Below are 12473 nucleotides of genomic sequence, written 5' to 3' on the forward strand. Positions count from 1 at the left end.
TCACATCGCTCCATCAGCACTCACTCAGGGGCCCTGCGCCTCCCCCGCCCTCCCAGGTCAGGAGCGGCGGGCGGCCCACACCGTGCGCTCGGTGCGCACCCTCAGGTCGGTGCGGCGCAGGATGCTGTGCGGGCTGCCGGTGTCGAGCAGTTGGTCGAAGGCGGACAGGTCCTCGGCCGTGAGGGCGGATGCGACGCCGCCGCGCAGGCGACGCAGGCCGCTGAGTGCGTAGCGGCCCACCGCGTCGGTGTGGGGTGGGCCGATGTCGACCGTGATGGTGCGTTCGCCCTCGACGGTGAATCCGGCTGCTTTCAGCTTGGTTCCCCAGTCGGCGCCCCGGTGAAGGAGCTGCTCGGCGTGGCGGTGGTCGAGCACGGCATGGCAGCGCTCCTCAAGACCTGGAGCGTCTTCCGGGGCGTCTGCGGGCAGGAACCGGGGGAAACCGGCCAGCTCGACGACGGCGAACAGCCCGCCCGGCACCAGCAGGTCGTGGACCTGGCTCAGGGTGCGGTCGGGGTCGGCCACGTGGTGCAGGGAGGCCGACGCCCAGACCAACTCCGGCGCGCCGGGTTCGGACCGCGACTGCGTGCTTGTTTCGGACCGCGACTGCGTGCTTGTTTCGGACCGCGACTGCGTGCCGAGTTCGGGCCATGCCGACGCGTCGAGATCGGCCTGGACGGTGCGCACGCGGTCGGCCGATCCGGCCGCGGCCGCCTTCTCCCGCAGTCGGTCCAGGTGGGCGGTCGAGAGGTCGACGGCCGTCACCTCTGCCTCGGGAAAGCGTTCGAGCAGAGCCAGGGTGCCGGCTCCGGTCCCGCAGCCCAGATCCACGATGCGGCGGGGGCTGATCTCGATGGGCAGCCAGGCGGTGATGGACGCGATGTGCTCGGCGAGTACTTCGGCGTCCAGGTCGAGGATCTCCACCTGGTCGCCCGCGTCGCGGTCGCGGTCGCGGTCATGGTCATGGTCATGGTCATGGTGGGCCGTGTACGGGGAGGGGTGATTCATGCGTTCACGCTAGGCAGGGCATTCGCGTATGGCGTGGCAGCTTGCGGAACGCGCAAGACAATGACTCGCTGGACTGCGGAACACGCAAACGCTCACGGGGACGGCCGGTTGGCCTTACCCACGTCCTCGCCGCGTTGGTGACCGCGCCGGGCGTCCCGGTCGAAGACGCCCAGGATCTCGCACGGTCCGCCCTCCGCGCCGATGGCGTGCGGAAGCATCGTGGGGAACTCCGCCGCCTGGTTGGTCTCGACCCGCAAGCGCCGGTTGCCCAGGAGCAGGATCGCGGTCCCGGAGAGGACGACGAGCCACTCGCGGCCCGGGTGGGCACGCATGCGCGAGGGATGGTCGGGCGGCGGATCGGTCATACGCCGGCGTACGACGGTCATGCCGGGCTCCGCCTTGATGGGCCAGCGCATCTGCCCGTGGGCTCCGTCGATCATCGGGTTGGAGATGACGTCGTCCGTGGCGTTCTCGACCAGTTGGTCGAGGGAGGTGTCCAGGGCGCGGGCGAGGGTGACGAGCTGGTCCAGGGCCAGTCGGCGCCCGCCGTTCTCGATGCGGCTGAGCGTGGACTGGCTGACCTTGGCGCGGCCGGCCAGCTCTTCCAGGGACCAGCCCTGGGCCACGCGCAGGGCACGGATGCGCTTGCGCACCAGGCTGTCCAGGTCATCATCGCCTTGCGTCATAGGCAATATCTTATGCCCGTACGGCAAGGTGCGTCCGGTGTCGTTCGCCGCGGTCGGGCTCGGCGGCCCACCAGGGACGGTGGTCGGCGCGGTCCGGCTCGACAGCCCACCAGGGACGGTGGTCGGCGGGGCGCAGCCGGTCGATCCTCGGCATGTACGTCCATGACGAACCGGTCCCGTCGGTGAGGGAGTTCGTCGCTGCGCCGGGGCCACCCACACCTACCGCGTAAGTCCCGCGACAATCGTCGTGAGCGTGCGCTCGACCACCGCGTCACGCTGCTCGGCGGGCAGCCGGGCCAGCGGACCGTCGAGGATGAGCAGGGAGAGACCATGGACGGCCGACCAGGCGGCGACCTCGGCCGCGGGCCGGTTCTCCGGCCGCATCCGGCCCGTCGCCACCAGTGCGTCCAGCGTGCGCGACAGCTCCACGAACGCCGCGAACTCCGCCCTCTCCTCGGGGATTTCGAGGCCGGTGAAGTCGCCGCCCTCCGCGGGCGTACGACAGAAAGCGGTGCGGTAGAGCCCCGGGTGCTGGATCGCGAAGCGCACGTATCCACGCCCGATCGCCTCGGCCCTACGGACGGCCTCCTCACCCGGATCGTCGAGTGCGGGCAGTACACGCACCGCCTCGACCATCGATTCGGCGAGCGCCTGCTGACCACGGACCTTCACGGCCTCAAGGAGATCCCCCTGGCCGCCGAAGTGGCGATACGCGGCGGTGGGTGACACGCCGACACTGCGGGCCGCCTCACGCAGGACGACCCGCTCGGGGCCACCCTCGGCCGCGAGTTCGTAGGCGGCCTCGATCAGCGCGTTGCGGAGGTCGCCGTGGTGGTAGCGGGACTTGCCGCCCGTGATCGATTCCATGAGCCCATCCTGCCCCGATCCTGAGTCCATCCCGCCTCGGCTCCGGCTTCACCCCGCCTCGATCCTGGCCTCACCCCGCCTCGACCCAGACCTCATTCTGCCCCGAGGTGACGCCGTCGACCTCCCAAAGTTGACGGCGTTAACTTTATATGCCACGGTCCATGTTAATAGCGTAAACATCAAGGGGGATGACCATGTACGACCGAATTACGGAGCTGGCCCTCCGCCGGGGACGGCTCGTACTGACACTCGCCGTGGTGGCCGTGATCGCCATGGGGGCCATCGGCTTCGGGGCCTTCGGCAAGCTCCTCGGCGGTGGCTTCGAGGATCCGAGCGCGCCCTCGACCCACGCCCAGGAGCTCATCGACGAGAAGTTCGGAGGTGAGAGCAACCTGGTCCTGCTGGTCCGTGCCGACGACGGCGCCATCGGCTCCCCCGCCGCCGAGCAGGCCGGCAGCGCCCTCACCTCGGAGCTCAAGGCCGAGCCGACGCTGTCGAACGTGATCTCGTACTGGGACACCGGCGCCTCCTCGCTGACCTCCCGCGACGGGAACGAGGCGCTGGTGCTGGCCCACGTCAGGGGCGACGAGACCGAGCAGGCCGACAACGCCTCGGCGATCATCGACGAGTACACCGGCGACCGTAACGGACTGACAGTGGAGGCCGGTGGAGCGGCCGCGGTCGGCAAGGATGTGACCAGCCAGGTCGCCAAGGACCTCGCGGTGGCCGAGCTGATCGCCGTGCCGCTGATCCTCATCCTGCTGGTGATCGCCTTCGGCAGTGTCGTCGCGGCGCTGATTCCCCTGGTCATCGGGCTGATCGCGATCGCCGGGACCTTCGCCGAGCTCTACGTCCTCGGCAGCCTCACCGACGTCTCGGTGTTCTCCATCAACCTCACCACCGCCCTCGGCCTGGGCCTCGGCATCGACTACGCACTGCTCATGATCAGCCGGTTCCGCGAGCACCTCGCGGAAGGCACCGCCGTCCCCGAAGCCCTCCGGCACACGGTGCGTACGGCCGGCCGGACCATCACCTTCGCCGCGGCGACCGTCGCCATCGCGCTCTCCGCCCTGCTGGTCTTCCCGCAGTACTTCCTGCGCTCGTTCGCCTACGCGGGCATCGGCGTCGTGATCATCGCCGCCGCCGGCGCCCTGCTGGTCGTGCCCGCGCTGCTCGCCGTGCTCGGCCACCGGGTCAACAACGGCCGGCTGCCCTGGGCGAAGACCGTACGCAACGCGGAGGCGCCGCTCTGGGGCCGGCTGGCCCGCACGGTCATGCGCAGGCCCGCCCTGACCGCGCTGCCGGTCCTCGCGATCCTGCTGCTCGCCGCGAGTCCGCTGCTCGGCGTGACCTTCGGCACGCCGGACGAGCGGGTACTGCCGGAGACCGCCCAGAGCCGGCAGGTCGCCACCGCCGTACAGGGCGACTTCACCGGCAGCGACGAGTCCGCCGTGCAGATCGTCACGACCGGGCCCGTGGCTCCGGCCGAGCTGAGCGCGTACGCGACCGACCTGTCGCGGCTCGACGGCGCGGCCCGCGTGGAGACCTCCGCCGGCACCTTCGCCGACGGCCGGTCCACCCCGCCCGGCCCGGCGGCCGCCGCACTGGGCCGGCCGGACGCCCAGCGGATCACCGTCGTCAGTGCCCTCACGCCCAAGTCGGATGAGGCACAGGCCCTGGTCAAGGACGTACGGGCGGTCGATCCGCCCGCCGGGACCGAGGTGTTGGTCGGTGGCAACGACGCGCGGCTCGTCGACTCCAAGAACTCGATCGCCGACCGCCTCCCGTTCGCCATCGGTCTCGTGGCCGCCACCACCTTCGTGATCCTCTTCCTCTTCACCGGCAGCGTGATCCAGCCACTGCGGGCACTCGTCCTCAACGGCATCAGCCTCACGGCGGCCATCGGCGTCATGGTGTGGATCTTCCAGGACGGCCATCTGTCCTCCCTCCTCGGCTTCACGCCACAGCCGATGGACACCTCGATGACCGTGCTCATGTTCTGCATCGCCTTCGGTCTGTCCATGGACTACGAGGTCTTCGTGACCAGCCGGATCAAGGAACTGCACGACGCGGGCGCCGACACGGAGACCGCCGTCACCAGCGGTCTCTCCCACACGGGCCGCATCGTGACCATGGCAGCCGGCCTGCTCGCGGTGAGCTTCTTCGCCTTCGGCACGGCCAACGTCAGCTTCATCCAGATGTTCGGGCTCGGCAGCGGCCTGGCGATCCTGATCGACGCGGTGGCCGTACGCGGCGTCCTCGTACCGGCGGCCATGCGACTCCTTGGCCGTACGGCCTGGTACGCGCCGAAGCCCCTGCGTGCGGTGCACAAGCGGCTGGGCATCTCCGAGGCCGCGCCCGCCGAGGAGAGGCGGACGCCGGCCAAGGTCTGACACAAGCAGTTCATGCGGGCGCTCGGCCGGGGATTCCCGGCCGGCCGTTCTGCGTGGCCGTGGCCCACTGTCCCGTGCGTGGACGCGGACCAGTGGCCGTCGCGGCAGCGGCGGAACAGCGGGGCGCGGCCGTCAGGTGCCGCTGCCCCGCCGCCCTGTTCAGGTTCCGTCGACGAGCCGGATGGCCGGCGCGGGATTGAACTGGCCGGCCGGGGTGGTGGGCGCGATTCCGCACTCTCCGTCGGAGTTGCCGGGGGTTTTCACCCACAGCAGCATCTCGGCACCCCCGCCTGCCTGGGCCGGGACGCCGAGCTTGCGGCCGGGCGACATCTCGTCATCACGGGAAGCCATCTCGTCATCACCGGAGCCGTCTCGTCATCACGGGAAGCAGTAAGGGGAACGCCATTGGGATGAGGACGGCGAGTCGGGGACGGCGTTCCGCACTCACTCGCCGTGGCTGACGCCCGGGGCCGAAGGGGCGGCCGCCGCGTCGGCAACACCGCGGACGCGGCGGGAGCCCGGCACCCGCGGTCCGCACCCGGATCAGCACCTGCCAGGGGGCGGCTCCCGCGTTGCCGCCCGGCAGACGACGGAAATGCTTGGCAGCGCTCCGCCGAACCTCGGGTCAGGCCGACTCGGCGCGGCGGCGGTAGGTGCCGTACCAGTGGGACCGGGCCATCTCCCGTGCCACCGCGCTGTCGTCGTCCGGGTCGCCGAGGCTGATCTGCCGGGCGACGACCTGCTCGCAGCCCCAGGCGAGGACTCTCCCCGCGACGGCGGGATCGATATCAGCCGGGGTCCTTCCGGCGCGTTGCTCGTCTGTCAGCACGTCCGCGATGTGCTGTGTGATGCGGTCGAGCGCCCGATTGGTGGTCTCGCGCAGCGTCGGATCGTACGCGGAGACCTCGGCGATGGCGGTGAGGACGGGGGCCTGGAGACGGTAGTACGCGAGCTGCTCCCCGAAAACCCGCGCGAGGCCGTCGAGGCCGCCGTCCGGGCCGGTCGGTTGCCAACTGGTGGCGATACCGAAGAGCTCGTCCTTCATGTTCCCGACCAGCCGCACCAAAACGGTGACCTTGTCGGGAAAGCACATGTAGAAGGACGACCGGGCCACCCCGGCTTCCGCGACGATGCGCTGGACACCCAGCTCGGTGAAGCCGACCCCGTCCGCCAGCAGCCGCTCGGTGGCGGCGAGCACGGCGGCCTCGATCTCGGCGCGCCGTTTGAGTCGGCCCGAAGGCGGGCGAGTCACTGAGGCCATGGCTGTCTCCTACCGACGAGGTGTACGGAATTCTCGCTGATGCCTGCCTGCCCGGCTGCCTCTCGTCCGGCGGCCGATGACGAGCCGACGGGCTCCGCCGCGCCGCCGCCGGACGAGAGGCAGCCGGGCGCCCGGGAGCGGTGGTACGCCCCGATGCGTCCGGCCGGCCCCTGCGGGCGGGAGCTCACACGCGAGAACCCGGCGCGTTCTTGGCACGATAGATCACCTGGAAGTCGCTGAGGCCGTCCAGGCCGCGCACGCCGCCCTCGGTGCCCAGGCCGCTCCACTTGGTACCGCCGAAGGGCATCGCCGGAGAGAGGGCGGTGTGGGTGTTGACCCAGCTCAGGCCGGCCTCCAGGCGTTGTGCGACAGCCGCGGCCCGTTCTGTGTCGGCGCTCCAGACGGAGCCGCCGAGACCGAACGTGCCGGAATTGGCGCGCCGCACGGCGTCGTCGATGTCCGTGTACTCCACGATCGGCAGCGCGGGGCCGAACTGTTCCTCGTCGACGATCCGGACCCCGTCGGATACATCGGTCACGATCGTCGGCTCGTAGAAGTACCCGGGGCCGTCGATCGCCGTGCCGCCGGTGACCACCTTCGCGCCGTGGGCGACGGCGTCGGTCACCAGGGCGGCCACCCGATCGCGTTGCGGCGCGTTGTTCAGCGGCCCCAGTACGGTCCCGGGGAGGAAGCCGTCGCCCACCTTGACCGCCCGCGCCCGGTCGGCGAACGCGTCGACGAGGGCGGCGCGGATCTCCCGGGGGGCGTAGATCCGCTTGGGCGCCACGCACGTCTGACCGTTGTTGTTGAAGGCCCGGGGGAAGAGCTGTTCGGCGACCGCGTCGACGTCGACGTCGTCGAGCACGATCACCGGGTCGTTGCCGCCCAGTTCCAGAACCATGCGCTTGAGATCGTCCCCGGCCGCTGTCGCGATCCTCCTGCCGGTCGCGGTCGAACCGGTGAAAGTCACCGCCCGCGCCAGCGGGTGGGTGGTCATCATCGGCCCGATCTCGTCACTACCGCTGAGCACGTTGAGCACCCCGGCCGGCAGGACCTGGCTCAGGATCTCGCCCAGCTTGAGCGTGGTGAGCGGGGTGTACGGCGAGGGCTTGAGGACCACGGTGTCGCCGACCCGCAGGGCCGTGGCGACCTTCGCGAAGCCGATGATGATCGGGAAGTTGAACGGCGCGATGGCGGCCACGGCGCCGAGCGGCCTGCGGACGACCTCGACGCGGGCCTCGACGTCGTCCCTGATGATCTCCGGCGGCAGTTCGAGGTCGGCGTAGTAGCGCAGCCATGCCACGGTCCCGGCGAGCTCGCGGTGGGATTCGCTCAGCGGCTTGCCCTGCTCGGCGGTGAGCAGCGGGGCGAGTTCGCCGGCTGCGGCCACGACCGCGTCGGCCATGGCACGCAGCGACTGTCGGCGCTGCTCGTCGTCCTCACGCCAGGTCTGGAAGGCGCGGGTCGCCGCTTCGAAGGCGGCGTCGACGTGCGTACGGTCGCCGGCGGGCATCGACGCGAAGGGCCGGCCGGTCGACGGGTTGACGACATCGAGCGAGGTGGCGGTTTCGACGCCGGCTCCTCCGATCGTCATCACAGCCGGGGATGTGAGAGTGAACGGTTCCATTTCTTCTACCTCTTGTTCTTCTGCCTCTTGCATTACTTGTTGTGATTCCGGCTTCGCGGCCGGATCGGCGGGACACGGCGCACGGCGGGATCTCCGTCAGCGCGGCCCGGTCCTCTCTGAGCGGATGGCAGCAGCGTGGTCGCGCACAGCGCCAGCAGGGCTGCGGCTGTCGCGCAGAGGAAGGCGATGCGGAACGCGCCCAGGGTCGGGGTGCCTTGGGCACCGACGACGCCGGCCAGGATGGCGGCGACGACGGCGCTGCACGAAGAGGTGCCGATGGACCGCGTCAGCGTGTTCAGCCCGTTCGCCGCCGCCGTCTGCCCGGCGGGCACCGCAGTCGCGATCAGCATCGGCATCGCCGAGTAGGCCAGGGCCACGCCGGTCCCGATCACACAGCAGGTGATCGCCAGTAGCCAGAGGCTGTGCATGGACGCCAGCCCCATGATCCAGCCGCCCGCCATGAAGGCGCTGCCCGTCGCAAGGCACGCCTTCGCCCCGCGCCGGGCCATCACCCGGGCGGCCACCGGCGACATGGCCAGCATCACCAGCCCCGAAGGTGCGATGAGCAGCGAGGCGGTCAGTGCCGACTGGCCGAGGCCGTCATCGGCAGTGGGTGACTGGAGCAGTTGACTGACCGTCAGGGTCACCGCGTAGGTGGCGAATCCGAGCAGTACGGCCGTCCCGTTGACGATGAGTACGGTGCGGTGGATCGACGTCCGCACGTCGATCAGCGGAGCCGCAGACCTGCGCTCCCAGACCGACCATGCCGCCAGTACGACCACGGAGGCGGCGAACAGGCCAAGGGTCCGTCCTGCCGTCCACCCCCATTCCTCGCCTTTGGAGATCGGCAGCAGGAGACAGACCAGGCCGACCGTGAGTCCGAGCGCTCCGACCCCGTCGAAGGAGCCCGCCCGGGCTGCGGATGAATCCGCCGGGACGGCGACGACGACGCAGAGCAGGGCGGCCACGGCCAGCACGGCGGTGAACCAGAACAGCAGATGCCAGTCGAAGTGGGCCACCACCACGGCCGAGAACGGCTGACCGAGGGCGGCGCCGGCCCCCAGCATGGAGCTCATCACCGCCGTCGCGGCGCCCCTCTTCTCGGCGGGCAGCTGGTCCCGGAAGAAGCTGATGCCGATGGGGATGATCCCCAGCGAGCAGCCCTGTACGGCACGGCCGAGCACGGCCGGCACCACCGAGTCGCTTTCGGCACAGATCAGGGAGCCGATGGTGAGCAGCACCAGACTCGCCAGGATGATGAGCCGCTTGCCGTACAGGTCGGCCAGGCGGCCGGCGATCGGATTGACGATGGCGCCGGCCAGCAGAGCCGCCGTGACCACCCATGACGCCGAGAGAGCCGACGTGTGCAGCAGGCTCGGCCACTTGGGTATGAGCGGGACGGCGACAGTCTGGGTGATGGCCGCGGCGAACCCCGCGAAGGCCAGCGCCGCGATGAACGGGCCGGTGCGCTGTTCGGACGCCTGAAGTGCCAATGGCCGCACGACAACGCACCTCCTCGGGTAGACGAGCCGCACACGAGTTCCGTGACCACCCGACCCCTCAACCGAGGCCTCAGGAGATCACCTGACGACGACTGTAGCTCGCCTTGGACACTGTGTCCAACATAGTGTCGTCCCTCCTGTCCAAGCTCTGTCCAAGCTCTGCCCACGCTCTGCCCACGCTCTGCCGTCGGAGATTCGGAGATTCGGCGACGGGGTGAGGAGTGGAATGCCGTCCGGATCCGGGCGTCCGCACAGCACGACGCCCAGGAGGGGAGCCATACCCTCCTGGGCGTCGTGCGGCAGGCCGGACCGTCTCTCCGCGCTTTCACGGGGCCCCGAAAGCGCTCCGGAATTACAAGGTGACGGCGCGGGGCGGGCCCACGGTCAACGCCACCGGATGCCGAACCCATCGGGTGCCGAAACCCTCAGGTGCCGAACCCATTGGGTGCCGAAACCCTCAGGCGCCGAACCGACCGCCCCCGGAGCGACGGATCACCGCCGCATCTCGTATCCGCCGAAGCCCTTGGCGCCGGAGGCCTCGCCCCACCAGTGGTCAAGAGCCTGCTGGTCCATCGCCGCCCAGTCCGGCGTGTGGGTGACCTGGGCCCGCCCCAGCCTGCGGCCGAGCTCCACCGTGGCGCGGCCGACCGCCACCCGCTCAGCTCCGTACGTCTCCAGCGCCGACTCCCAGCTGTCGTCCGCCCGCAGCGCGCGTTCCAGCGCGGCAGCATCCTGCAGTGCCTTGACCGCGCCGCTGCCCGTGTTCGGGCGGCCGACCGCGGCCGCGTCCCCGAGGAGGACGAGCCGTCCGAGCGCGTAACTCGGCGCGACCATGTCGTACATCGGCTGTACGAAGGTGTCCTCAGGCTGGGTCCGGCGTACGACCTCCTGCCAGAAAGGAGGGAGGTGGTCCGCCACCAACCGCAGGTGATAGCGCCTCAGTTCATCGCTCATGAGCCGGGGCTGGACGGTCTGCGGATCGGCGAACTGGGATACCACGGTGTCCGGCGGCGTCGCGTAGAACACCCAGTTGACGGTCGTACCGCCACCGCCCGAGCCGGGTATCCGGTAGCTCAGCAGGTGTCCGCCGGGGAACCCGACGGTGGCCGCGTCCTCCTCGTGAAAGGCCTCCGCCGGGTCGGGGAGCCGCTCGGCGGGCAAGGTACCGCGCCAGACCACGAACCCGCCGTACTCCGCGACGGCCCCCGGGTGCATCGCGGCCCGCACCACCGAGCGGTAGCCGTCCGCTCCGATCACCAGGTCGAACCGCTCCTCCGTGCCGTCCGCCAGGTGCACGACCGCGCCGCCGGTTTCCCGACTCACCCGTGCCACCTGGGCGCCCGTGCGGTAGTCGACCCGCTCGGGTACGCGATGACGCAGCTCCTCCCAGAGCGACCCCCAGCTGTACGAGCGGAACGGCAACTGCAGGACGCCGATCTCGCGGCCCCCACGCGACGCGTCATCACGCACCACCCAGGGCCGCCGCGTCAGTTGAATCCACGGGATGGAGGCGTCGAGATACCCGGCCGCCGCCAACTCGGCATAGCGATCGTTGTGCAGAGCAAGACCGACTCCGCGTTCCTCGAGCCGAGCGGCAGCCCGTTCGAAGACCACCACCTCGTCCGCACCGATCCGCGTTGCCGCAAGTGCCGCCGCACAGCCCGCTATGCTCCCGCCCACGACACCGACTCGTCCTCCGACCACGCCCTGCCTCCTCGTCCTGGACCGCGATCCGACCTCGACGGTCGCCGCGGCGAAATTGCCGGCCATGTCAACGCCAGGGGCGGGCCCGGCGGGCAGGCCGGTGCGAGGCCCCGGCCCCTACGTGGAACGGCCCCCCTACCAAGACGACGCAGGAACCAGTAAGGGCGGGCGGTCCCACGCCTGCCGCCCTCGATCACCGCACCCATCCATCGCCCCGACTTGCCCTGCCCTGCCCCGACTTGCCCTGCCCTGCCCTGCCGCAGAGCCTGGGCGGACGTTGCCTCTCGCACCACGTCCACCGACCACAGCGCCCCGCCCGATGATCGACATCCACCCCGCCCAACGGCCCCTGGGAACCAAAAGGTTCCGCATCATGCACACGGCCGGTGAACCCACCGACGGGCCACCGAGGACATATCCGGATGAAGAGATTGCTGGAGACCGAGGAACGCGACCACGCCGACGGCCGTGTGGCGCCACGGCTGCGGTCCCTCAAGTGCCGCCACAACAAAGAAGACTGGCCCGAAGCCGCGGGAACTCAAGACCACCAGCGACCGACTACTGGTTCGACAGCGCAACTCGACACCTGCTGACCACCGTGCGAGGTCGGCAGACCGGGGCGCGAACTTCGGGCGAAGGTGGTTCGACACACGTGAAACGAAGACACCTGTTGCAGACCTCCGCGGCGGCGCTCGGCGCCCTCTCGGCGGCCCCGCTCACTGCCGGAGCCGCCCACGCGGCCGCCCCGGGGCCCGCTCGCGACGACAGTGGTGAAGCACTACGCGTCCACATCGTCACCTTCGACGGAGTGGAGGAGCTGGATGTCTTCGGTCCGTTCGAGATCTTCTCCGTGGCCGCCCGGGCCCATCCGGTCACGGTGAAACTGGTGACCTGTGGGGAAGCGGCCGAGGTGACCCACAGCTTCGGCACGAAAGTGGCCGCAGCGGCCTGGTCCCCGCACGACGCCGATCTGATCGTCGTCCCCGGTGGAGGCTTCGGCCGACGCGACGGCCCCGGCGTCTGGGCGGAGATCGACAAGGGGGAGCTGCCGTCCGCGCTGCAGGCGGCCCATGAAGCCGGAGTCAAGATCCTCGGCGTCTGTACGGGGGTGATCGTGCTGTCCGCCGCCGGTCTGACCACCGGCCGTACGTGCACCACGCACCATCTGGCCAGGAGCTACCTCGCCCAACAGGGGGCCCGGGTCGTGGACCAGCGGGTCGTCGACGACGGTGACCTGGTGACGGCCGGCGGGGTCTCGTCCGGCATGGACGGCGCCCTGTGGCTGCTGGAACGCGAGTTGGGAAGTGCTGCCGCCACCTATACGGAGGCGATCGTGGAGTTCGAGCGCCGGGGGACGGTGCTCCGGACGTCGACCACATCCACGTGATCGCGGAGCCGCGACCGCACCCTCCTCCCTCGTCGCCG

11 protein-coding genes are annotated in these 12473 nt (G+C 70.4%); 2 read left to right on the forward strand and 9 right to left on the reverse strand.

The genetic code is table 11. The features are described 5' to 3' along the window. Positions 1-57: 57 nt before the first annotated feature. The 4 genes from ACIPC1_RS04710 to ACIPC1_RS04725 form a co-directional block, all read right to left on the reverse strand. On the reverse strand, positions 58-1008 hold the full coding sequence (locus ACIPC1_RS04710; RefSeq protein WP_402513171.1) for a class I SAM-dependent methyltransferase: 951 nt from the start codon (positions 1006-1008) through the stop codon (positions 58-60). A gap of 92 nt (positions 1009-1100) precedes the next feature. After that, on the reverse strand, positions 1101-1694 hold the full coding sequence (locus tag ACIPC1_RS04715) for a helix-turn-helix domain-containing protein (RefSeq protein WP_402513173.1): 594 nt from the start codon (positions 1692-1694) through the stop codon (positions 1101-1103). Between the two features lie 10 nt (positions 1695-1704). Next, positions 1705-1911: a hypothetical protein gene (locus ACIPC1_RS04720; RefSeq protein ID WP_402513174.1), complete on the reverse strand. Its 207-nt coding sequence runs from the start codon at positions 1909-1911 to the stop codon at positions 1705-1707. Positions 1912-1913: 2 nt separating this feature from the next. Then, entirely contained in the window at positions 1914-2561 is a 648-nt protein-coding gene (locus ACIPC1_RS04725) for a TetR/AcrR family transcriptional regulator (RefSeq protein ID WP_402513175.1), read from the reverse strand. A 194-nt stretch (positions 2562-2755) separates the two neighbouring features. Between ACIPC1_RS04725 and ACIPC1_RS04730 the strand changes: the two genes are divergently transcribed. Beyond that, positions 2756-4954 carry an MMPL family transporter gene (locus ACIPC1_RS04730; RefSeq protein ID WP_402513177.1) on the forward strand — a complete coding sequence of 733 codons (2199 nt, stop codon included), beginning with the start codon at positions 2756-2758 and terminating at the stop codon, positions 4952-4954. A 159-nt stretch (positions 4955-5113) separates the two neighbouring features. On the opposite strand, the gene ACIPC1_RS04735 is transcribed toward ACIPC1_RS04730, so the two are convergent. The 5 genes from ACIPC1_RS04735 to ACIPC1_RS04755 all read right to left on the reverse strand — a co-directional run bounded on the left by ACIPC1_RS04735 (position 5114) and on the right by ACIPC1_RS04755 (position 11048). Further along, positions 5114-5305 (reverse strand): hypothetical protein, encoded by a 192-nt coding sequence (locus tag ACIPC1_RS04735; RefSeq protein WP_402513178.1) that lies wholly within the window; start codon positions 5303-5305, stop codon positions 5114-5116. Between the two features lie 274 nt (positions 5306-5579). Then, positions 5580-6215, reverse strand: coding sequence for a TetR/AcrR family transcriptional regulator (locus tag ACIPC1_RS04740; RefSeq protein WP_402513180.1), 636 nt, complete (start codon positions 6213-6215; stop codon positions 5580-5582). A 184-nt stretch (positions 6216-6399) separates the two neighbouring features. Then, positions 6400-7809: an aldehyde dehydrogenase family protein gene (locus ACIPC1_RS04745; protein WP_402513181.1), complete on the reverse strand. Its 1410-nt coding sequence runs from the start codon at positions 7807-7809 to the stop codon at positions 6400-6402. Positions 7810-7874: 65 nt separating this feature from the next. Next, a complete protein-coding gene (locus ACIPC1_RS04750) occupies positions 7875-9344 on the reverse strand; it encodes an MFS transporter (protein ID WP_402513183.1) in 1470 nt (489 codons plus the stop codon). A gap of 492 nt (positions 9345-9836) precedes the next feature. After that, complete coding sequence (locus tag ACIPC1_RS04755; protein ID WP_402513185.1) at positions 9837-11048, reverse strand: FAD-dependent monooxygenase; 1212 nt, start codon at positions 11046-11048, stop codon at positions 9837-9839. 652 nt (positions 11049-11700) lie between these two features. Here ACIPC1_RS04755 and ACIPC1_RS04760 point away from each other — a divergent pair. Further along, positions 11701-12435: a DJ-1/PfpI family protein gene (locus ACIPC1_RS04760; RefSeq protein WP_402513186.1), complete on the forward strand. Its 735-nt coding sequence runs from the start codon at positions 11701-11703 to the stop codon at positions 12433-12435. Positions 12436-12473: the final 38 nt, after the last annotated feature.

It is taken from the genome of Streptomyces sp. NPDC087263, assembly GCF_044744645.1.
In the GTDB taxonomy this organism is placed as follows: domain Bacteria; phylum Actinomycetota; class Actinomycetes; order Streptomycetales; family Streptomycetaceae; genus Streptomyces.

What these genes read in the sequence shown, in the direction of transcription:
- ACIPC1_RS04740 (WP_402513180.1), bottom strand. Translation starts at nt 6,215, where the DNA reads ATGGCCTCAGTGACTCGCCCGCCTTCGGGCCGACTCAAACGGCGCGCC.
- ACIPC1_RS04715 (WP_402513173.1), bottom strand. Translation starts at nt 1,694, where the DNA reads ATGACGCAAGGCGATGATGACCTGGACAGCCTGGTGCGCAAGCGCATC.
- ACIPC1_RS04710 (WP_402513171.1), bottom strand. Translation starts at nt 1,008, where the DNA reads ATGAATCACCCCTCCCCGTACACGGCCCACCATGACCATGACCATGAC.
- ACIPC1_RS04745 (WP_402513181.1), bottom strand. Translation starts at nt 7,809, where the DNA reads ATGACGATCGGAGGAGCCGGCGTCGAAACCGCCACCTCGCTCGATGTC.
- ACIPC1_RS04735 (WP_402513178.1), bottom strand. Translation starts at nt 5,305, where the DNA reads ATGGCTTCCCGTGATGACGAGATGTCGCCCGGCCGCAAGCTCGGCGTC.
- ACIPC1_RS04730 (WP_402513177.1), top strand. Translation starts at nt 2,756, where the DNA reads ATGTACGACCGAATTACGGAGCTGGCCCTCCGCCGGGGACGGCTCGTA.
- ACIPC1_RS04725 (WP_402513175.1), bottom strand. Translation starts at nt 2,561, where the DNA reads ATGGAATCGATCACGGGCGGCAAGTCCCGCTACCACCACGGCGACCTC.